We start from the raw sequence: 21,385 nt of genomic DNA, 5'->3' as shown, positions 1-21,385 counted from the left end.
AAGCCAATTGTGGGGGCTTTTTTCATTTTTGACCGTTTCGTGGTTTTTTTGGAAAGCTTTTTTAGCAAGCGAAAGGAATACTTGAAAAATAGACAAAAAAAGTCCAAAATGAATAAGAGAGAAAAATGCACCAAACTCTTTCTTTCATGTAAAGGATGGAAACTATGACAAACAACAGACCAATTGGTTTTATCGATTCTGGTGTTGGTGGGTTGACGGTCGTCAAAGAAGCAATCAAGCAATTACCCAACGAATCGATTCTTTATCTGGGAGATACAGCCAGATGCCCGTATGGTCCGAGACCTGCTGAGCAAGTCATCGAGTATACGTGGCAAATGACCCGTTTTTTATTAGAAAAAAACATTAAAATGTTGGTGATCGCTTGTAATACAGCGACAGCGGTCGCCCTTGAAGAAATCAAAGAACAACTAGCGATCCCAGTGATCGGCGTGATCCTGCCTGGCAGTCGAGCAGCAGTCAAAGCAAGCAAAAACCAACGAATCGGTGTCATCGGGACAAACGGAACGATCAAAAGTGACTCTTACAAGCGCGCGCTTCATGGCAAAGCGCCCCATGCGTCCGTCGTCAGTTTGGCTTGCCCGAAGTTTGTGCCGATCGTAGAAAGCAAACAATACCATAGCTCGGTCGCCAAGAAAATCGTGGCAGAAACGTTGCGACCATTGAAAAACAAACGGTTAGATACAGTGATTTTGGGTTGTACCCATTACCCTTTATTGCGTCCTTTGATTCAAAATGAATTGGGCGCTCATATCCAGCTGATTGATTCAGGGGCAGAAACGGTGGGGGAAGTCAGTACCTTGTTGGACTATTTTTCCATTGCAGCAACGAGTCAGGACGATCCGCATCCGCAACATGCATTTTTTACTACTGGTTCACCGAAAATGTTTGATGAGATTGCCAATGATTGGCTTGATTTAGACACGATCTCATCGATTCACACTGATTTAGGAGGCTTTTAAATGCGACATGATGGCAGAAAAGAAACAATGTTAAGACCAGTTAAAATTCAAACCAACGTCTACAAACACCCCGAAGGATCGGTTGTGATCTCTTTTGGTGACACAACCGTGATCTGTTCGGCAACGATTGAAGATCGGGTCCCTCCGTTTTTACGAGATACGGGAAAAGGCTGGGTCACAGCCGAATACAGTATGCTCCCACGAGCGACCAACACTCGTAATCGTCGAGAAAGTGCCAAAGGCAAGCTTTCTGGTCGGACGATGGAGATCCAACGGCTGATCGCTCGTTCCTTGCGCGCAGTAGTCGATTTAGAAAAATTAGGGGAGCGCAGTATCGTGGTCGATTGTGATGTCGTTCAAGCAGATGGCGGTACCCGAACAGCTAGTATTACCGGCGCATTTGTCGCGTTGCGTTTAGCTATCGATACCTTGTTGCGTGACAAAGCATTGACGGAAGATCCAATCAAGGAGCATTTGGCAGCAATTAGTGTCGGGATCTTACCAGATGGCACCTGTGTGACCGATCTCGATTATCAAGAAGATTCTTCAGCTGCTGTTGACATGAATTTGGTGATGACGGAATCTGGTCGATTTGTCGAATTGCAAGGAACTGGGGAAGAAGCGACCTTTGATGGTCAGCAGTTGAATGAGATGCTGATTTACGGAAAAACGGCTATCGAAGAATTGATTGCCTATCAAAAAGAGGCACTGTTTTTACCAGATGAACCCCCTTATGAGATTCCCGAAAAAACGATCGTCATTGCTACAGGCAATCCAGGAAAAGCCAAGGAATTTAAAGCCGTATTTGGCGCAGCAGGTTACGATGTCCGTACCTTAAAAGACTATCCTTCCTTGCCAGATGTTGAAGAAACCGGCACCACCTTTGAAGAAAATGCCCGCCTTAAAGCCGAAACCATCGCCAGAATTTTGGGAAGACCGGTGTTAGCTGATGACTCAGGACTGAAAGTCGATGCACTAGGGGGGCGGCCAGGGGTGTACTCTGCTCGATTTGCTGGTGAGCAAAAAAGTGACGCTGCCAATAATGCAAAATTGCTCTATGAATTGACGGATGTCGAAGATGACAAACGCAGTGCCCAATTTCACTGTACGTTAGTTTTTGCAGCGCCAGGAAAAGAGAGTTTGGTGGTTGAAGCTCAATGGCCGGGGAGAATCGGTCGCATCCCTCGCGGAGAAAATGGGTTCGGCTACGATCCATTGTTTATTCCTGATGGTTCAGAGCAAAGCGCAGCCCAAATGAGTCAAGAAGAAAAGAACCGAGTGAGCCACCGTGGCCTAGCAATCAAAAAACTGCAGGAACAGTGGCAGGAGTGGTTAGAAGGAGAAAATGTATGAAATACTTAGTTGTCAGTGACAATCATTCAGATCGTGAGATTCTTGTTGATCTTAAAAATGAATTCGAAAATCAAGTCGATTTGTTCCTTCACTGTGGGGATTCAGAACTTCCTGAAACGGATCCTTTATGGGAAACATTCCAAGTCGTTTGTGGGAATTGCGATTACGGTGGTGGTTTTCCGAATGAGCGTATCGTTAAAACGCCGCTGGATATCATCTATATGACCCATGGCCATTTGGCGGATGTTCGTTTTGGCGTAACCAAATTAGGCTTAAAAGCGCAACAAGCAGATGCCTCGATCGCTTTGTTTGGTCATACGCATCAAATTGCTTGTGAGAAAGTCGGGAATCGACTTTTCTTGAATCCCGGCAGTATTTCCCAACCGCGAGGGCAAATTCAAATCAAAAGTTTTGCGATTATTGAAAGTACGCCAGAACAATGGGCAATCCAATACTATGATCGTTCCTTTCATAAAGTCCCAGAGCTAGCTTTCGTTTTTACACGTTAAGTAAGCGGAATCAAAAAGTAAAAATTTCATTATAATTTTGCAGGTTTCTACTTTCTATTCTCATTTTCAAGTAAAATAGAAGAGTAGCTGTGAAATGGAGGCAATTAGATTGATAGGACAGACCGTAGAAAAAATATTACTCGAGAATCAAGAAAATTTCTTGGTGCCGGCAGAGAATGTGGCATCGGTATTTTATAACCACCCTTTGAGTCACGCATTGCTTGTTTTATCAAAAGTGGGCTATTCAAAGATCCCAGTACTAGATAGTGAGGACCATTTAGTCGGCTTAATCAGCCTCTCAAACATCGTAGAACGAATGATGGATCTCACTGGCTTCAGTATGGAAAATATTGAAGGGCTGACTGTGGCAGATGTCATGGAAGTCAATGTGAATTGCATCAAAGAAAACGATGAGTTGGAAAGTATGCTGCATCTGTTAGTGGATCAAGCATTCTTGCCGATCGTTGATGATGACAATGTCTTTGTTGGGATTATCACCCGCAAAGAGATTTTAAAATCCGTCAATCATTTGGCGCATGAAATCGAAAGACGCTATTTGCTGATTTCGAAAGAAGATGCCCCAAAGATGACAGATGAACTACATGTGGTATAGAAAAAAGGTTATCCCAGTTTCGGGATAACCTTTTTTTAAATACCGACGATCGGCGCATTGGGGATCGTATAGCCTTTGGCAGTTAATGCATCGATCGATGCGGCCAAAAATTCCTCTTTGATTTTCCATTGCGTACCGTTGGTCACATACATGGTCGTGCGAATTGCAAAGTTGTTGTTTCCTAGATCCACCAGACCGAAGACCGTAGGGGCCGTTTGAATCTCTTCTTCGTGCTGCTGAGCAATCTGTTCATTGACTTCTTCAATGATGGCACGTATTTCATCTAAGCCTTCAGATGGTAAGATACGTACGTCTACCACGACTTGCATATTGGCTCTGGATGTATTACTGATGGTTGTGATGTTACGATTTGGGATATAATGAACGGTTCCATCAACGGATTTTAATTGAACAGTCCGAATACCGACGGCCGTCACTGTACCTTCAAGCGTCAGATTGGTCAAGCGGACGTAATCACCAACGTTGATTTGTTGTTCGGTAATAATAAAGAAGCCAGTAATCAAGTCATTCATAAAGCCTTGGGCACCGAGACCGAGGGCGACACCGACGACTCCGGCACCGGCTAGTAGCGAGCCTACAGGTACACCGATGGTAGAAAGGAATGCATAGACAAAAAAGAAGCCTAATGTGTAATGAACCGTATTGCGGATCAGAGTATGGATCGTGTTGATTCGACTCACATTGAAGGTGGCTTTTTTTTCATAGGACCGATAGATCCGGTCAATGATCATGTTGCTTATTTTTAATAAAATTCCGAATAAGATACACAAAAAAAGCAGCATCAGTGCTTTTTGGATCAGTAGGCCAATGATCGATTCCCAGTCGATCGATGCCCACCATTTTTGTAATGCATTGAGCTGAGCAGCTGCTGGTTCGGTAATGCTGGAACCACTTGAATCGGTCGTGCTAGCTGCAAGTAGCAGTTGTTTCATAAAATCCCTCCAAGTCTTACTGCATCTATTTTAACGAAGATAAAATAGAAATGCAAAGGAGGTTTTCTGAAATACCTGTTTTTTTCAGAAAAAGCCTGCTTAGCCAACGGGTAGGCAGGCTTTTCTATGACAATCATTGATTAAGATAAATGAACGCCTTTATCAACGAAAATCACTTCGCCGATAATCCCGCTTGATAATGGACTGATCAAGAAGGCACAAGTATTGCCCACTTCTTCAATCGTCACACCAATATGATCAGGTGTTCGATCCTCTGACAATTGGATCAGTTTTTGATAGTCTTTTACACCAGTTACTGCCAGCGTCTTGATGGCACCAGCTGAAATCGCATTGACGCGGATTTTTTGCGGTGAAAGTTCGGCAGCTAAATAGCGAACGCTTGATTCTAAAGCGGCTTTTGCAATCCCCATCATATTGTAGTTCGGTACTGCCCGTTCGGCACCTAAGTAGGAAAGGGTAACGATTCCAGCATTTTCAGCTAAGATTGGTTTGGCATATTTAGTGACGGCAATCAATGAATAACTGCTGATGTCTTGCGCCAAAGCATAACCGTCACGAGAAATATTCAAAATATCGCCAGATAGATCTTCTTTATTGGCATAAGCAACGGCATGGACAACACCATGGATCTCACCTGCATATTCTTTGATCGTTTCAAAGGCGGAAGCAATGCTTTCGTCATTGGCGACGTCACATTCCACTACAAATTCATCAGATTCCAATAAGCGCTCTAAAGGCTTTTTCATGCGGTCGTTTTGATACGTGTAGATCACTTCGGCTCCTTGTGCTTTTAATGCTTGTGCACAGCCCCAAGCGATACTGCGTTTGTTAGCAACGCCCATGACGACAACTTTTTTACCGGTTAAAAAACTCATAATTCCACTCCTTAATAAATTCAACAATAATAAAATACGTATAATGACAAATAGTAAATCAAACTATCTTGATTTCTAATTATTAAGCATAATTGTTTGATTGTCAAACTATTTTTTTCTTAATAAATATTTAGTTGCGAATTTCGCTGAACTATGATACTTTGATAATCAAACTATAATAAATTCTTAAGCAAGGAAGGGAAACCATGAAAAAACTATTGACTGAAACAGAAGTCATGGATTTGATTCCAAATCGCTATCCAATTATATATATTGATTACGTCGATGAAATCGAGTCTGGCAAAAAGATTATCGCAACGAAAAATGTCACCATCAACGAAGACTTTTTCCAAGGACATTTCCCAGGAAATCCAGTAATGCCAGGTGCCTTGATTTTAGAAACATTGGCACAAGCAGGATCGATCCTGATCTTGAAATCCGAGGAATTCCAAGGTAGAACGGCGTATATCGGCGGCATCAACAAAGCCAAATTCCGTCAAAAAGTTGTTCCGGGAGATACCATGAAACTTGTTTTCGAGATCACTAAAATCAAAGGCTCTGTAGGAACTGCTGATGCGGTCGCTACAGTGGACGGCAAAAAAGCTGCGGAATGCGAATTCACCTTTATCGTTGGCGACCAAAAATAAAAGAAAACCGCTGAAATTCCCGAATATCGGAGACTTCAGCGGTTTTTTATTTATTCTTTGACTTCTTGTAAGACCTTGATCGTTTCGATCTTCACTGGCTCAACCGGTTGAGAATTCTCACCATTGCCAGAGTCTTGGGTTTCTGCTTGTGCAATTTTATCTACGACATCCATGCCTTCAATCACTTGACCAAAAACGGTATAGCTGCCGTCCAATTGTGGTGTTCCACCATTTTTGTAGGCTTCGATGATTTTTTCAGGATAGTGTTGGATCGCTAGACCGTCAGATACATCTTGATCATTTTGAACGATGTAGAATTGACTGCCTTGGCTGTTTGGCGCACTTGATTTTGCCATTGCTAATGCGCCTCGCAAGTGATAAAGCTGGTTCGAGTATTCTTCGCCGAATCCTTCGCCCCAAATGCTTTCTCCGCCAGTGCCATCACCATTAGGGTCGCCCCCTTGGATCATAAACTCTTCTACGACACGATGGAAAGTCAAGCCGTCATAATACCCATCTTTGGCATGGGTCAAAAAGTTTTCGACTGCTTTGGGCGCGATCTCTGGGAAAAGTTTGATTTTGATCGAGCCTTCTTCCGTTACCATTTCAACTAAAGCTTCATTCTCTTGCACATCCGTTGATAATTGCGGCAATTCCAGGGCATTCAAGTCAACAGATTCTGAGGTTGACGTGCTTTCTGCCGAATTGCTTGATGAGGGATCGGTGGTACTTGAACCTGTACAAGCAGCTAGTAATAAAAGGCTAGCAGCTGCTGTCAGTGTGAATAGGATTTTTTTCATTCTTTCATTCCTTCCAGTTTTCTTAATGATAATCATAACAAAAAAGAGACATAGAAGAAAGCGCAGATTTTGTGGAATGAGAAAGAAACAGACGGAAAGGTGTAGACCACTTTTTAGATGTTTGCTATAATGAAAGAGGATTCATTATAATAAACGGATAGAATTTACAGGAGGTTTTTTTGATGGGAAAATTAGGGATATCGATTTATCCAGAGCGCTCAACGTTTGAAAAGGACAAAGCGTATCTAGACTTGGCACACAAATACGGCTTTAAACGGGTATTTACCAGTTTGCTGCAAATCAACGATGATAAAGAAAAAGTCTTGGCAGACTTTAAACAAGTCGTGGATTATGCCAATCAGTTAGGAATGGAAGTCATGGTAGATATCAATCCTGGTTTATTCGAACAGTTAGGTATTTCTTATGATGATTTATCCTTCTTTGATGAGATGGGGGCTTACGGTGTTCGGTTAGATATTGGTTTCACTGGTTCAGAAGAAGCCAAAATGACCCGTAATCCTTACGGGATCAAAATCGAAATCAATATGAGCAGCGGCACGAGCTACGTGGATAACATCATGAGTTATTCACCTAATACTGAAAATTTACTCGGTTCGCATAACTTCTATCCTCATCGCTATTCAGGGTTAGGCTATGACCATTTTGTTTTTTGTTCGGAAAAATTCCGCAAATACAATTTAAATACGATGGCTTTCGTGAATTCTCACGAAGCTGATTTCGGTCCATGGCCAACACAAGATGGTTTGTGCTCTTTGGAAGACCATCGTGATCTGCCACTAGCTACACAAGTCAAACATTTAGTGTTGACTGGTTTGATCGATGATATCTCTATTGGAAATGCCTATGCTTCAGAAGCAGAATTGGCAGCAATGGCTGAAGCGTTTCATGCTGATTATCCGACATTAAGAGTCGATGTCGTTGACGGAATCACTGAAGATGAACGAATTTGTCTCTTCGATAATCTGCAAAGCTATCGAGGAGATCGCTCAGAGTACATCTTGCGTTCAACGATGACGCGGATCTATTATAAAGACAAGGAATTTCCACCTCATGATACCCGTGATATGGTAAGAGGGGATGTCTTGATCGATAATGCTGGCTATGGACAATACAAAGGTGAGACGCAAATCGCCTTGAAAGCAATGAAAAATGATGGCCGCGTCAATGTCGTTGGGAAAATCGCTGATGAGGAACTATTCTTATTAGAATTTTTGAAACCTTGGTCAAGTTTTAAATTGGTCGAAAATAACTAATTATCACGAGAAATCAACCATTGCCAACAAAGCGTGTTGGCAATGGTTTTCTTTTTGGGCGCTTGCAATTGACAAACACGAGCAAAAAACGGTAATTTATGTAGTGGGTTCTTTCCATGAAGAACGATGAAACCATAATAATATTATGTAAACTATATAACAAGAGGACGTGACAAGTGTGAAATTGCGCTGGAAGATTGCCATCGGAGTGGCTGTATTAGCAATTGCAGGATTAGGGTATGCAGGAAATTATTTTTACGATTATGCGGTGGTTCCTTCAGAAAAAGATTTTTTGGAAGGAGATACCCCTGGTACGGATGAAAATCAGACAGGAAATGAATCGCAAAATTGGTTTACAGATCCAGCAAATCGTGAGATGTGGCAGCTGACTTCTGAAGACGATTTAAAATTATCCGCCATTTATCTACCGGCAGAGGAGAAGAATCGAGGAAAAACGGCGATCATCGCGCATGGCTACATGGGGAATGCAGAAACGATGGCGGACTATGCTAAGATGTATCATGATTTAGGCTATAATGTCTTGGTTCCAGACGCTCGAGGGCATGGTCAAAGTGAAGGAGATTATATTGGTTTTGGGTGGCACGAACGTAAGGATTATCTGCAATGGATTGATGAAGTACTCGCAAAAAATGGTCCTGAAGAGACGATCACTTTGTATGGCATCAGTATGGGGGCTGCCACGGTAATGATGACCAGTGGGGAAGACTTGCCGAAAAATGTCACTTCTATCATTGAAGATTGTGGGTATACCAACGTCAATGAAGAATTGGGGTATCAACTCGATCAATTGTTTGGTCTACCGGCCTTTCCATTGATGAATGTCACTAGTCTTGTCACAAAAATCCGAGCGGGGTATTTCTTTGGTGAAGCAGATGCAGTCAAACAACTGCAAAAGAATACGCGTCCAATCTTTTTTATCCATGGCGATGCGGATACGTTTGTTCCTTATTCGATGCTGGAAATTTTGTATAACGCGACCGATGCACCAAAAGAAAAGTGGGTTGTTTCAGGTGCCGAGCATGCGAAAAGCTACAAAACAGATCCAGCGCTTTACAAAGAAAAAATCGCGGCTTTCTTGGAAAAATACGATCATCCAGCAAGTGAATAAAAAAAGTGCCGGTTCTTTTTTCAGAACCGGCACTTTTTGCCTACTCATTGACTTACAAACGAGCAAATTCTTCTAGTAAACGAATCATTTGGCAAGTAAAGCCATATTCATTATCATACCAAGCGACGGTTTTCACCAGTTGGAAATCGCCAGCCGTGGTTACTTCTGTTTGTGTCGGATCAAAGATAGAACCTTGGGTGGTACCAATCACATCTCCAGAGACGATCTCACGGTCATCGTAACCGAATGACGGATTATCGACGGTGTGTTTTCTGATCGCTTCATTGACTTCATCGGCGGTTACTTTGGTTTTCAAAATTGAGACTAATTCTGTTAAAGAACCATCGACGACAGGAACCCGTTGGGCGTGTCCTTGTAATTTGCCATTTAATTCTGGGATAACTAGACCGATCGCTTTAGCAGCACCCGTCGAGTGAGGGATCGTGTTATCTGCAGCGGACCGAGCGGCTCTTAAGTTTCCGCCTTTTACCGGACCATCCAATAGCATTTGTGTAGAAGTATAGGCATGTACCGTCGTCATCGTACCAACTTCGATCCCGAATTCCTCATTTAAAAAGTAGGCCATCGGAGCTAAGCAGTTGGTCGTACAAGAACCTGCGGATATTATAGTATCCTCTGGTGTTAACGTGTCGGAGTTGACATTGTAAACGATCGTTTTCATATTACCAGCTGGTGCGGAGATAACGACGCGTTTGACACCCGCATCAAGATGGGCTTGTGCTTTTTCTGCGGAAGTGTAAAAACCCGTGCATTCTAAAACGATATCGACGCCATTTTCTTTTGCCCAAGGGATTTTGCTTGCGTCTGGTTCAGCGTACACACGGGTCTCTTTGCCATCGACAACAATAGCATTATCCGTTGCAGTAACAGTTCCAGGGTACGTGCCGTGGGTCGAGTCAAATTGCAATAAGTGTGCTAACATGACTGGACTCGTTAAATCATTGATTGCCACAACTTCAATATCGGCAGAAACTTCTTTGATCCTACGAAAAGCCAAACGTCCAATTCGTCCAAAACCATTGATTCCAACTTTTACTGTCATTTCTTGTTTCCTCCTTTGATTGTGTCTGGTACACTTAAAAGTTTGCTACGATTTCAAGTGACTGTCAAAGAATAACCCTTAAGAATTCGCGATTTCTTACGGAAACCCATGAGAAAAGATAGACAAAAGACGTTTCGGTCGTTACAATAAAATAGACTTTCTTATTAGAGAAATAGTAACCACTTAAGGTGAGATAACTGATAATCAAAAAGTATAGAAGGTAGTAAAAAAAGAATGGAGGACAAATAATGTCCATGTTTTTAGATCAAGTGACAATCGATGTCAAAGCAGGAAAAGGCGGCGACGGAATGGTTGCTTTTCGCCGAGAGAAATATGTCCCAGACGGCGGACCCGCAGGTGGTGACGGTGGACGTGGTGGTGATGTCATTTTAGTCGTAGACGAGGGTCTGCGTACATTAATGGATTTCCGTTTTAATCGTCATTTTAAAGCGCAACCCGGGGAAAACGGCATGAGTAAAGGAATGCACGGTCGTGGCTCAGATGATACCTACATCAAAGTACCACAGGGAACGACCGTTCGTGACGCTGAAACAGGTGCCTTATTAGGTGATTTGATTGAGCAAGGCCAAACATTAGTGATTGCTAAAGGTGGCCGTGGCGGCCGTGGCAACATTCGGTTTGCCTCTCCGAAAAACCCAGCCCCAGAATTAGCTGAGAATGGAGAACCTGGTCAAGAAAGAAAAATCGAGCTCGAATTGAAAGTTTTAGCAGATGTTGGTCTAGTTGGTTTCCCTTCAGTTGGGAAGTCTACATTACTCTCTGTGATTTCCTCTGCTCGACCAAAAATTGGTGCGTATCATTTTACCACGCTGGTACCAAATTTAGGTATGGTAACAACTACTGATGGCCGTAGTTTTGCGGTCGCTGATCTACCTGGTCTGATCGAAGGAGCCTCACAAGGGGTTGGTTTAGGGACTCAGTTTTTACGCCATATCGAACGGACCCGCGTCATTTTACATGTGATCGATATGAGTGGCATGGAAGGACGCGATCCATACGAGGACTATTTGTCCATTAACAATGAATTGTCGACCCATAACTTGCGCTTACTAGAGCGACCACAAATCATCGTTGCCAATAAGATGGATATGCCGGATGCTGAAGAAAACCTAGCCCTTTTCAAAGAGCAGCTGGCAAAAGAAAAAACGGATGAGTTCGCGGATGAACCAATGATTTTCCCAATCTCTGGTGTCACTCGTAAGGGAATCGATGCCTTGTTGAATGCGACAGCGGATCTATTGGAAGTCACCCCTGAGTTTCTTTTATACGATGAAGAAATGGAAGAAGATGTTGTTCATTATGGCTTCCAATCGGATGAACCAGAGTTCTCAATTGATCGCGATCCTGATGCAACTTGGATCTTGAGCGGTGAAAAAATCGAAAAACTATTCCAGATGACGAATTTTGATCATGATGAGACCGTGATGCGTTTTGCTCGTCAGCTGCGTGGTTTAGGTGTCGATGAAGCATTACGGGCGCGCGGTGCCAAAGACGGCGATATCGTTCGGATCGGCAACTTCGAGTTCGAGTTTGTCGAATAATCGTTTAAAAGAACATCATTTGCCTAAAAAATACCTTTTTAGCTGCAGTGGATTTGACTACCGATCATTGATTTTCACTAAGAAATCAATGATCGGTAGTCTTTTTGGTTTCTTTTTTCATTTAAATGATTTACTGTTAAAATAAAGAAGAGAACAAATAAACCAAAGGGAGCGATTTTTATGTCAAAACGTGTCATTGTAATGAATTTTGATGCCAGTGCCAAAGCGTACCAAGCCTTTTCGGAAGTGAAACGGATGCATATGGAACGGAAGATCAAAGGGGAACAAATGGCAGTTCTTACCCACACCAATGAAGGCGTGCATCAATTTAAAGTCGAGGACTTTCTCGATTTTACTGGGAACAATAAGACATCAACGGGTGGATTGATCGGGATGCTCGTTGGCGTGCTAGGCGGACCTTTAGGAATCATGCTGGGCTGGTTTGGTGGCAGTATGATCGGTGCTACTCGTGATGCAAAAGAGATCCAAAATGCGCAAATGCTTTTTGAACATGTCGGAAACCAAATTGGTGTTGGTGATACGGGGTTATTATTGATCGCAGATGAAGAAGACAATCGTCCTTTGAATCAATTGATCATGAATGAATTAGGCGGTGACATCACGCGCTTTGACTACGATGAAGTGGAAGCAGAGATTGAAACGGCTAAGAAAGTCGAAGAATCCACCAAAGCACGCGTTCAAGAAGACTGGAAAAACTCTCATAACGACGCAGAAGATCGCCAATCTGAGAAATAAAATCCACAAGCTTCAATTGCAACTTGATTTCTTTTCCGCTAAAATTGGAAAGAGATGAAAGGAAAGAAGCTTATGGAATTAGAATTTTTAGGAACAGGCGCGGGTGTGCCTGCGAAACATCGAAACGTGACCAGCATTGCGTTACGACTTTTAGATGAACGGAATGCCGTTTGGCTTTTTGATTGTGGCGAAGGGACGCAAATGCAGATTTTGCATTCTACGATTCGTCCACGAAAGATTGAAAAAATCTTTATCACTCATCTTCATGGTGACCATATCTATGGGTTGCCAGGATTGATCAGCAGCCGCTCCTTTCAAGGAGGCGACACGCCTCTAGAGATTTATGGACCCAAGGGGATCAAAGCATACGTTCAAACCGTTTTGCGGATTTCTCAGACCAAAGTCAGCTACCCCTTACATTTTTTCGAGATTGAAGAAGAAGGGATTCTTTTTAAAGATCAGCAATTTGAAGTATCGTGTCTGCGTCTTGATCATGGCATTGACAGTTTTGGTTATCGGATTGTTGAAGCAAGCCATCAAGGGGAATTGCAAGTGCAGGCTTTACTGGAACTTGGGTTGAAACCTGGGCCGCTCTTCGGTCGTTTGAAAAAAGGTGAAGTAGTTACCCTTGACGATGGACGTCAAATCAATGGGGCTGATTTCTTGGGCCAAGCGAAAAAAGGTCGGATCGTGGCGATATTAGGTGATACGCGTAAATGTCAAAACGCCGTACTGCTAGCAGAAGATGCGGATGTATTGGTGCATGAAAGTACCTTTAACAAAGAAGAAGCCAAGTTGGCTCGCGCTTATTTTCACTCGACGACGCGGCAAGCTGCCGAAGTGGCACAAGAAGCTCAAGCGAAGCGTTTGCTGTTGACCCATATCAGTGCGCGTTACGTTGGCAAAGATATTACAAATTTAGTAAATGAAGCAAAAGAAGTATTTCCGAATACGTTGATCGTCAAAGATTTTGATATTGTCGAGATCCCTTTTGCCGGAGAGGAAGAAACAGATGAATTTAGAGAATAAAGTTGTCGTTGTAACAGGTGGCTCTGCTGGACTTGGAGAACAAATCTGTTATGAAGCCGCAAAACGTGGTGCGATCGTCGTGACTTGTGCCCGAAGAACGAATCTGATTGGGAAAGTCAAAGAACAATGTATGGAATTAAGCGGCAAAGAAGCGTATGCGTTTCAATTGGATGTAGCAAATCCTGAAAGTGTGGAGCGCTTACTAGAAAAAATCAATGAAAAAGTTGGTAAGATCGATGTCTTCGTCAATAATGCTGGCTACGGGATCTTTCAAGAATTTACAGAGATGGACCCGGCGGTCATCCGAAATATGTTCGAAGTCAATGTGCTTGGCATGATGGTTTTGACCCAGCAAGTAGCGATCCAAATGGCTGAACAAAAGCATGGTCATATCATAAATGTTGCTTCGATCGCAGGTAAGATCGCTACGCCAAAAACGGCCGTCTACTCTGCAACAAAATTTGCTGTGCTCGGTTTTTCTAACGCATTACGTTTAGAACTAAAACCATTAGGGATCAACGTAACAACGGTCAATCCTGGACCGATCGAAACGGCATTCTTTGACCAAGCAGACCCAAGCGGTAGTTACTTATCGTCGGTGGGCAGCCTAGTGCTCGAACCGAACAAATTAGCGCAAACGATCGTCAAAGCGATGATCCATCCAAAACGAGAAATCAATCGCCCACATATTTTAGGCGCTGCTGCGAAACTATATACGCTGTTTCCTTCAATCGGCGATTATATGGCGGGAACGATGTTCAACAAAAAATAGGAGTTGAAGCCCATGAAAAATCAATGGCGTGTTATCGTTGGTATTTTACTGATTTTAGTGATCGTTTTATTTGCCGTTGCAAACAATATGACTGTCCCGATCAACTTTGGCTTCACAACGATTCAATCGCCACTGATCTTAGTCATTATTGGTTCTGCTTTGTTAGGCGCATTGATTTTGCTGCTGGTTTCCACAAGCGCAATGTTCCGCCAAAAAAAAGAACTAAAGCAATTGAGAAAAGAGCTCTCAGATTATCGTTCGAATAACGAGAAGGTTCTCCAAGAACAGCGAGAAGCTTTGGAACGGGAATACACGAACAAGCAGGCGGAGTTAGCGGCAAGACAGCAGCAGCTCGATGATCAAGAAGCCCAGCTTTCCTCACGTGCTGCGGGCGCATCCACGCCGCCAACGATCGATGAGGAAATGAAGTCTTTTGAATCGCAAGCCTAAAAGAACGACGTTTCACAAAAAAAGAGTTTGCTAGTGCAAGATTTGCTGCAAGCTCTTTTTTTGTGTTGTAAAACGAGTGCTGTTTCTCTCGTTGTTTTTCTTTTTTGCATAAACTTTGCTATAATATCCTAGTTAGGAGTGATTTGGTGAAACGTGCAAATTTTCATTGGGTGCGTCCGCAAGAAAGCGAAACGACCCCAGTATTTAAAGAGCTGATCCAAGAAAGAAAGATCCCTGAGCGGATCGGCGCGTTGCTATGGCAGCGAAATATTCGAACAGCAGAGGCGCTCGATGCTTTTTTATCAACGGACCTGCAATATCTTCATGATCCGTTTTTGTTTCATGATATGGCTAAAGCCGTGGAACGAATCCATGAAGCGATTTTAAATGGCGAACGAATCTTGATTTATGGTGATTACGATGCGGATGGGATTACGAGCACTACCGTGTTAAAGGAAACGTTGGAATTGCTAGGGGCGGAAGCTGAGTATTATTTGCCTAATCGTTTTACAGATGGATATGGGCCCAATCTAACTGTCTATCAAGATAAAATTGCAGCAGGGACGCAATTGATCATCACCGTCGACAATGGGGTGTCTGGTCATGAGGCGATTGCTTATGCTCAAGGACAAGGAGTTGACGTGATCGTCACAGATCACCATGAACTACCTGCAGAACTACCGGAGGCGTTTGCTATTGTCCATCCCCGTCACCCTCAAGGAAACTATCCTTTTGGTGATTTGGCTGGAGTCGGCGTTGCATTTAAAGTGGCTTGCGCTTTGTTAGAAGAAGTGCCAGTGGAATTGCTTGATCTTGTTGCGATTGGGACGATCGCTGATATGGTTTCTTTAACCGATGAGAATCGGCTATTAGTCAGCAACGGGTTGAAAATGATTCAGCAATCGGATCGCATCGGACTGAATGAGTTGCTGTCAGTCAGCGGTTTAAAAAAACAAACAGTCAACGAAACAGATATTGGCTTCGCCGTTGGACCACGGTTAAATGCGATCGGTCGTTTGGAGGATCCCAATCCGGCTGTTCGCTTGTTGACTACCTTCGATGAAGAAGAGGCAGTAAGCTTAGCGAAAACCTTAGATACAATCAATCAGCAGCGAAAAACCTTTGTTGAAGAAATCATGAAAGAAGCACAAGTAAAAATCGATCCTGCGAACCATGTTCATTTGGTGGTGGGAGATCATTGGCACGAAGGCGTTTTAGGGATCGTGGCAGGGCGAATCATGCAAAGTACAGGACAACCAGTGATCGTTTTGACCAAAAAAGAAAATGGCTTAGCCAAAGGGTCGGGAAGAAGCATTGCTGCGTTGAATCTGTTTGAAATGCTGTCGACGATGAAAGACATGTTTACTAGCTTTGGCGGCCATCATGCAGCAGTTGGATTAAGTATCCCCATCGATCATTTAGATATGCTGCAAGCCCAAATGAATCGTTACGTTGAAGAAAATGCCATTGACCTCAGTCAGGGCATCCCCTTAGCGATCGATGAGGAGCTACCGTTAACAGAAGTTTCGATCAGTTTTATTGAATCATTAAAAGTCTTAGCGCCTTTTGGAACGGACAACCCCTTACCGAAATTTTTATTTTCTAATCTGATGACTCAAAATGCTCGCCAGATTGGTTCAGAAAATCAGCATTTGAAGTTAGTGATGAGCGATGAGTCTAACACGCAGCTGGATGTCATTGGGTTTGGTTTTGGAAAAGATTTAGTAGCGTTTGAAAACGACCGCTTATCGATCGTTGGTCAGCTTTCCATCAATGAATGGAATGGCAACAAAAAACCGCAGCTCATGTTGGATGATTTTGCAGTGGAAGGGATTCAGCTATTTGATTATCGTTCGAAAAGAAGCCGTCAAGGTGTCTCTCTGGGCAGTCAAACACTAGGCGTTCTTTTCAAGCAGAAACTTCCTCGGGAATTGCAAGGCTTTTGTGGGCAAACCACCATATTTGACTCAGTTACAGCCTTGGAAGATACTTTTCGTGCTGGTCAGTTCCAAGAGATTGCATTTTTAGATTGTCCTGCTGACCCTGCAGTGATCAAAGAGATCGTTCAAGCGCTCCAGGCGTCAAGAGTTGCTTTTGTTTTCTACTCGACAGAAGATGCTTATTTAGATGGGGTAGGGACAAGAGAGCAATACAGTCGTCTCTTTCAACTGATCAAACAGCAGCCTCGTTTGGACATTCGTTACAAACTAAAGATGGTCGCTGACTATCTAAAAATTCCACAAAAATTACTTATTTTCATGATTCAGGTGTTTTCTGAGCTGGAATTTGTTACAATACAAGATGGTGTTTTGAATAAAACTGCTGATCCTGTTTCCCGTCCATTGACGGAGAGTCATTTGTATCAGCAACGACAAAAACTGATCAAAACAGAAGAATTTTTATTAATGAGTGATTTATCAACCCTTCGTCAGTGGTTGACAGTCTAGGAGGAAAGAAAATGGATTTAAAAGAGTATATTGCTAGTATTCCTGATTATCCCCAAGAGGGAATTATTTTTCGGGACATCTCGCCATTGATGGCAGATGGAGAAGCGTATCGGTATGCGACACAACAAATCGTTGAGTATGCACAAGAAAAAGGCATCGATATGGTGGTAGGACCTGAAGCCCGTGGCTTTATCGTTGGTTGTCCAGTTGCCTATCAATTAGGTGTCGGCTTTGCCCCAGTACGTAAAAAAGGCAAATTGCCACGGGAAACGATTGAAGCAGAATATGAAAAAGAGTACGGTGTGGATGTCTTGACGCTGCACGCCGATGCCATCAAACCAGGTCAACGTGTCTTGATCTGTGATGATCTACTAGCAACTGGTGGAACGATCAAAGCAACGATCGAACTCGTAGAAAAACTAGGTGGTATCGTTGTTGGCTGTGCCTTCTTGATCGAACTGATGGATCTACATGGAAGAGACAAGATCCAAGGTGTCGAAATCAAGACGTTAATGGAATACTAAAAAAGCAGAAACAAAAAAGGACTCGCTGGAGTCCTTTTTTGTTTCTGCTGCCTTATGGGCGTATGTAGGGGAAGGATCATGGTTCATAACGATAAAAATCATGATCGTGATAATAATGGCGGTTACGTTTGCGCTCTGCTTGGCGGAATTTCTTTTCATCCCAAAGCATGAACCAAAGCATCATTAGAGGGCAAAAAATCAGAACAGCACTTAAAACGCCAAAATAGCCAATAACAATTCCCATCAATAATACCCACAACATAAAACCAAATCGACGAACTGCTTTCATCTCATTCACTCCTTAAATAATACGAACTTATGTTTGTATACTTATTATACGAATGTTTGTTCGCTTTGTAAAGAGGAAAGAAAAAAAATCTTCGTAAAAACGAAGATTTCCTAGTCAGCTCGTTGAGCATCAAAGCAGATGGCGATACAATCCAACAACCAATCCTAAAATCGTTACGTCAGGCAAAATGATTGGTTCTAAATAATCATTTTCTGGTTGTAAACGAATGTAATTCTTTTCTTTATAGAATCGTTTGCACGTAGCTTCGTCTTCATCTGTCATAGCAATCACGATATCGCCATTTTGAGCACTTTGTTGTTTACGAACGATTACTTGATCACCGTCGAGAATGCCAGCATTGATCATACTTTCTCCTCGGATCGTCAACATGAATAAACTTCCTGTGCTATTCGCTAAATCTGGCGGAATCGGAAAGAAATCGGATGCATCTTCCACGGCTAAAATCGGTTCTCCAGCAGTTACGACACCAAGCATCGGAATGGATGCTGGTTGAACATCGATTTTTTCAAGACCGGAAGCAGTTAATTCAATGGCTCTGGGTTTTGTAGGATCTCGTAAGATCAGCCCTTTTTTTTCAAGTCGGGACAAATGGCCATGAACAGTTGAGGTAGAAGATAACTGAACGGCTTCGCCAATTTCGCGAACAGTCGGCGGATAGCCTTTTTCAGTGACACGTGTATGAATGAACTTAAGAATTTCGATTTGTCGATTTTCTGTTCGTTTTGCCAAAACTGACACCTTCTTTCATTTGATAACCTTAGTGTACCATAGCTATATCGATTATTCAAACAAATGTTCGCTTTTTGTGCTATTGTTTTTGCTCGCTAGTTTGTAGTAAAATCAAGAGGGAAAAGGAGGAACAACTATGCTATCTCAAGAAAAATTAGCTCGAATCAATGAACTTGCCAACAAGAAAAAAACAGAAGGCTTGACTGAGGCTGAGACCCACGAACAAAAAGTTCTGCGTGAAGAGTATTTAACCGCCTTTCGTGGAGGGATGCGACACCATATCGAAGGAATGAAAATCGTTGACCCTGAAGGTGCTGATGTAACACCAGAGAAGTTAAAAGAGATTCAAAAGAAAAAAGGTCTCCACGGCAGATAATTGTGAATTCCTTTTCATTGCTATTGAAATAAGCTTCTGAATCACGTATAATGAAAGATGTAATAAAGGTAAAAAAAACCTAAATTAGGAGGAACTACCATTGTTTGATAAAATCGATCAATTAGGAGTGAACACCCTTCGTACATTAAGTATCGAAGCCGTACAAAAAGCCAATTCAGGACATCCAGGATTACCGATGGGGGCAGCACCCATGGCCTATGCCTTGTGGACGAAACACTTGAAAGTCAATCCAACGACTTCTCGCAACTGGGTGGATCGTGACCGCTTTGTTTTGTCTGCTGGACACGGTTCGGCGTTATTGTACAGCTTGTTGCACGTGTCTGGCTACGATGTGACCATTGAGGATCTAAAAAACTTCCGTCAATGGGATAGCCGCACGCCAGGACATCCAGAAGTCGATCACACAGACGGCGTGGAAGCAACCACTGGACCTTTAGGACAAGGGATCGCCATGGCAGTCGGTATGGCAATGGCCGAAGCCCACTTGGCTGCAACCTACAATCGCGACAAGTATCAAGTCATTGATCACTATACCTACGCTTTATGTGGCGATGGCGACTTGATGGAAGGTGTTTCGCAAGAAGCTGCATCCATGGCTGGTCACATGAAATTAGACAAACTGATCGTCTTGTACGATTCAAATGACATCTCCCTAGATGGCCCAACTTCAAAAGCCTTTACAGAAAATGTCGGTGCGCGTTTTGAAGCGTATGGCTGGCAACACATTCTCGTTGAAGACGGCAATGATTTAGAAGCGATCTCGAAAGCGATCGACGAAGCAAAAGCTGAAAGCGACAAACCAACCTTGATCGAAATCAAGACTGTGATCGGATACGGTGCGCCAAATCAAGGCACCTCTGCCGTTCATGGTGCGCCGATCGGTGCCGAAGGCATTTCTGCAGCCAAAGCGATTTATGGTTGGGAATACCCAGAATTTACCGTACCTGAAGAAGTTGCCGCGCGCTTCAAAGAAACCATGATCGATGAAGGGCAAAAAGCTGAAGCAGCTTGGAACGAAACCTTCCTTGCCTATGAAGCAGCCTACCCAGAACTTGCTGCGCAATTCAAACAAGCCTTTGCGGGTGAATTGCCAGCAGATTGGGATGCAGCATTACCAAGCTACGAAGTTGGCAGCTCACAAGCTAGTCGAGTATCTAGCAAAGAGATGATCCAAGCCTTATCCAAAGCCGTCCCTAGTCTCTGGGGTGGATCGGCTGACCTTTCTGGATCCAACAACACGATGGTGGCAGCAGAAAAAGACTTTGAACCTGGCCAATACGAAGGCCGCAACATTTGGTTTGGCGTCCGAGAATTTGCGATGGCGGCAGCGATGAACGGAATCCAATTGCATGGCGGTACGCGAATCTATGGCGGAACCTTCTTCGTCTTCGTTGATTACTTACGTCCAGCGGTGCGCTTGTCTGCGATCCAGCATGCACCTGTGATCTATGTCTTGACGCATGACTCCGTGGCGGTGGGAGAAGATGGACCGACGCATGAGCCAATCGAGCAATTAGCCAGCGTCCGTTGCATGCCAAATGTCCAAGTGATTCGTCCAGCAGACGGCAATGAAACCCGTGCTGCCTGGAAATTGGCCATGACAACAACGGATAAACCTACGGTCTTAGTCTTAAGCCGACAAAATCTACCAGTGATCGAAGGCACGCAAACCGGTGCGGATGAAAATGTCGCAAAAGGTGGCTACGTGATTTCAAAACAAGCTGGTGAAACACCAGCGGGGATTTTGATCGCCACAGGTTCTGAAGTGAATCTTGCGGTCCAAGCACAAGCTAAATTGGCAGAAGAAGGCATCGATGTATCGGTGGTTTCCTTACCAAGCTTTGATCTGTTTGAAGCACAAAGCTCAGAATACAAAGAAAGCGTCTTGCCAAAAGCAGTGAAGAAACGGGTAGCGATCGAAGCAGCTTCCCCATTTGGTTGGGAACGTTACACCGGTTGCCATGGAAAAGTGATCGCGATCGATCATTTCGGGGCATCGGCACCTGGTGACAAAGTCTTAGCGGAATTCGGCTTCAGTGTTGAGAATGTCGTGAATACTTTCAAATCAATCGATTAATTGATCGACAATCAATCAAAAATAGCACGTTCGAGAATCTTTTCGATTTTCGAGCGTGTTTTTTTGTCTGGATTCTTGCCACTTTAAACGTGTTAGAGTGACTTATTTAAAGTAA

The 21,385-nt window shown here is 43.3% G+C and carries 22 protein-coding genes; 16 read left to right on the top strand and 6 right to left on the bottom strand.

The genetic code is table 11. From position 1 onward, the window contains the following. Positions 1-164 precede the first annotated feature (164 nt). From racE to cbpB, 4 genes are all read left to right on the top strand, one after another. A complete protein-coding gene (gene racE / locus A5878_RS08930; RefSeq protein WP_015509769.1) occupies positions 165-980 on the top strand; it encodes a glutamate racemase in 816 nt (271 codons plus the stop codon). Next, entirely contained in the window at positions 981-2,333 is a 1,353-nt protein-coding gene (gene rph, locus A5878_RS08925; RefSeq protein WP_005226183.1) for a ribonuclease PH, read from the top strand. Then, positions 2,330-2,842: a metallophosphoesterase gene (locus A5878_RS08920; RefSeq protein ID WP_074536749.1), complete on the top strand. Its 513-nt coding sequence runs from the start codon at positions 2,330-2,332 to the stop codon at positions 2,840-2,842. The genes rph and A5878_RS08920 overlap by 4 nt, the downstream gene beginning before the upstream one ends. A gap of 109 nt (positions 2,843-2,951) precedes the next feature. After that, positions 2,952-3,455, top strand: coding sequence for a cyclic-di-AMP-binding protein CbpB (gene cbpB, locus A5878_RS08915; protein ID WP_005226181.1), 504 nt, complete (start codon positions 2,952-2,954; stop codon positions 3,453-3,455). Between the two features lie 35 nt (positions 3,456-3,490). On the opposite strand, the gene A5878_RS08910 is transcribed toward cbpB, so the two are convergent. Further along, complete coding sequence (locus A5878_RS08910; RefSeq protein ID WP_086295435.1) at positions 3,491-4,408, bottom strand: mechanosensitive ion channel family protein; 918 nt, start codon at positions 4,406-4,408, stop codon at positions 3,491-3,493. Positions 4,409-4,548: 140 nt separating this feature from the next. Next, a complete protein-coding gene (fabI, locus tag A5878_RS08905; protein WP_005226179.1) occupies positions 4,549-5,304 on the bottom strand; it encodes an enoyl-ACP reductase FabI in 756 nt (251 codons plus the stop codon). 206 nt (positions 5,305-5,510) lie between these two features. Between fabI and fabZ the strand changes: the two genes are divergently transcribed. Continuing rightward, complete coding sequence (fabZ, locus tag A5878_RS08900; protein ID WP_005226178.1) at positions 5,511-5,951, top strand: 3-hydroxyacyl-ACP dehydratase FabZ; 441 nt, start codon at positions 5,511-5,513, stop codon at positions 5,949-5,951. A gap of 50 nt (positions 5,952-6,001) precedes the next feature. On the opposite strand, the gene A5878_RS08895 is transcribed toward fabZ, so the two are convergent. After that, a complete protein-coding gene (locus tag A5878_RS08895; RefSeq protein WP_179190639.1) occupies positions 6,002-6,751 on the bottom strand; it encodes a peptidylprolyl isomerase in 750 nt (249 codons plus the stop codon). Positions 6,752-6,933: 182 nt separating this feature from the next. Between A5878_RS08895 and A5878_RS08890 the strand changes: the two genes are divergently transcribed. Together A5878_RS08890 and A5878_RS08885 are read left to right on the top strand one after the other, a co-directional pair. Next, complete coding sequence (locus tag A5878_RS08890) at positions 6,934-8,025, top strand: DUF871 domain-containing protein (protein WP_074536924.1); 1,092 nt, start codon at positions 6,934-6,936, stop codon at positions 8,023-8,025. 178 nt (positions 8,026-8,203) lie between these two features. Continuing rightward, complete coding sequence (locus A5878_RS08885) at positions 8,204-9,154, top strand: alpha/beta hydrolase (protein ID WP_074536925.1); 951 nt, start codon at positions 8,204-8,206, stop codon at positions 9,152-9,154. Between the two features lie 52 nt (positions 9,155-9,206). Here the strand turns inward: A5878_RS08885 and gap are convergent, their stop codons facing one another. After that, positions 9,207-10,217 (bottom strand): type I glyceraldehyde-3-phosphate dehydrogenase, encoded by a 1,011-nt coding sequence (gene gap, locus A5878_RS08880; protein WP_005226174.1) that lies wholly within the window; start codon positions 10,215-10,217, stop codon positions 9,207-9,209. Between the two features lie 248 nt (positions 10,218-10,465). Here gap and obgE point away from each other — a divergent pair, with 248 nt between their 5' ends. From obgE to A5878_RS08845, 7 genes are all read left to right on the top strand, one after another. Continuing rightward, positions 10,466-11,779 (top strand): GTPase ObgE, encoded by a 1,314-nt coding sequence (gene obgE, locus A5878_RS08875; protein ID WP_005226173.1) that lies wholly within the window; start codon positions 10,466-10,468, stop codon positions 11,777-11,779. 180 nt (positions 11,780-11,959) lie between these two features. Then, a complete protein-coding gene (locus A5878_RS08870) occupies positions 11,960-12,535 on the top strand; it encodes a DUF456 domain-containing protein (protein ID WP_010748409.1) in 576 nt (191 codons plus the stop codon). Positions 12,536-12,607: 72 nt separating this feature from the next. Further along, positions 12,608-13,564 carry a ribonuclease Z gene (gene rnz / locus A5878_RS08865; protein ID WP_034857404.1) on the top strand — a complete coding sequence of 319 codons (957 nt, stop codon included), beginning with the start codon at positions 12,608-12,610 and terminating at the stop codon, positions 13,562-13,564. Further along, positions 13,548-14,336, top strand: coding sequence for an SDR family oxidoreductase (locus tag A5878_RS08860; protein WP_015509761.1), 789 nt, complete (start codon positions 13,548-13,550; stop codon positions 14,334-14,336). Before rnz ends, A5878_RS08860 begins: the two co-directional genes overlap by 17 nt. Positions 14,337-14,348: 12 nt before the next feature. Continuing rightward, the gene (locus A5878_RS08855; RefSeq protein WP_005226169.1) at positions 14,349-14,786 is read left to right on the top strand and encodes a lipopolysaccharide assembly protein LapA domain-containing protein; all 438 of its coding nucleotides are present in this window, start codon (positions 14,349-14,351) and stop codon (positions 14,784-14,786) included. A gap of 146 nt (positions 14,787-14,932) precedes the next feature. Next, on the top strand, positions 14,933-17,233 hold the full coding sequence (gene recJ, locus A5878_RS08850; protein ID WP_074536927.1) for a single-stranded-DNA-specific exonuclease RecJ: 2,301 nt from the start codon (positions 14,933-14,935) through the stop codon (positions 17,231-17,233). Between the two features lie 11 nt (positions 17,234-17,244). Next, complete coding sequence (locus A5878_RS08845; protein ID WP_005226167.1) at positions 17,245-17,757, top strand: adenine phosphoribosyltransferase; 513 nt, start codon at positions 17,245-17,247, stop codon at positions 17,755-17,757. A 76-nt stretch (positions 17,758-17,833) separates the two neighbouring features. Here the strand turns inward: A5878_RS08845 and A5878_RS08840 are convergent, their stop codons facing one another. Continuing rightward, positions 17,834-18,046 carry a hypothetical protein gene (locus A5878_RS08840; protein WP_005236082.1) on the bottom strand — a complete coding sequence of 71 codons (213 nt, stop codon included), beginning with the start codon at positions 18,044-18,046 and terminating at the stop codon, positions 17,834-17,836. A gap of 129 nt (positions 18,047-18,175) precedes the next feature. Further along, positions 18,176-18,796 (bottom strand): transcriptional repressor LexA, encoded by a 621-nt coding sequence (gene lexA / locus A5878_RS08835; protein WP_005226165.1) that lies wholly within the window; start codon positions 18,794-18,796, stop codon positions 18,176-18,178. Between the two features lie 136 nt (positions 18,797-18,932). Here lexA and A5878_RS08830 point away from each other — a divergent pair, with 136 nt between their 5' ends. Together A5878_RS08830 and tkt are read left to right on the top strand one after the other, a co-directional pair. Then, a complete protein-coding gene (locus A5878_RS08830; protein WP_005226164.1) occupies positions 18,933-19,172 on the top strand; it encodes a DUF896 family protein in 240 nt (79 codons plus the stop codon). Positions 19,173-19,272: 100 nt separating this feature from the next. Then, positions 19,273-21,270, top strand: a complete 1,998-nt coding sequence (tkt, locus tag A5878_RS08825; protein WP_086295431.1) for a transketolase — start codon at positions 19,273-19,275, stop codon at positions 21,268-21,270. The last annotated feature ends 115 nt before the right edge of the window (positions 21,271-21,385 follow it).

It is taken from the genome of Enterococcus sp. 3G6_DIV0642 (genome assembly GCF_002140635.1).
Lineage (GTDB): Bacteria > Bacillota > Bacilli > Lactobacillales > Enterococcaceae > Enterococcus_D > Enterococcus_D casseliflavus.
The sequence above is the reverse complement of the archived record's forward strand: the minus strand, read 5'-3'. Positions and strand labels throughout refer to the sequence as shown.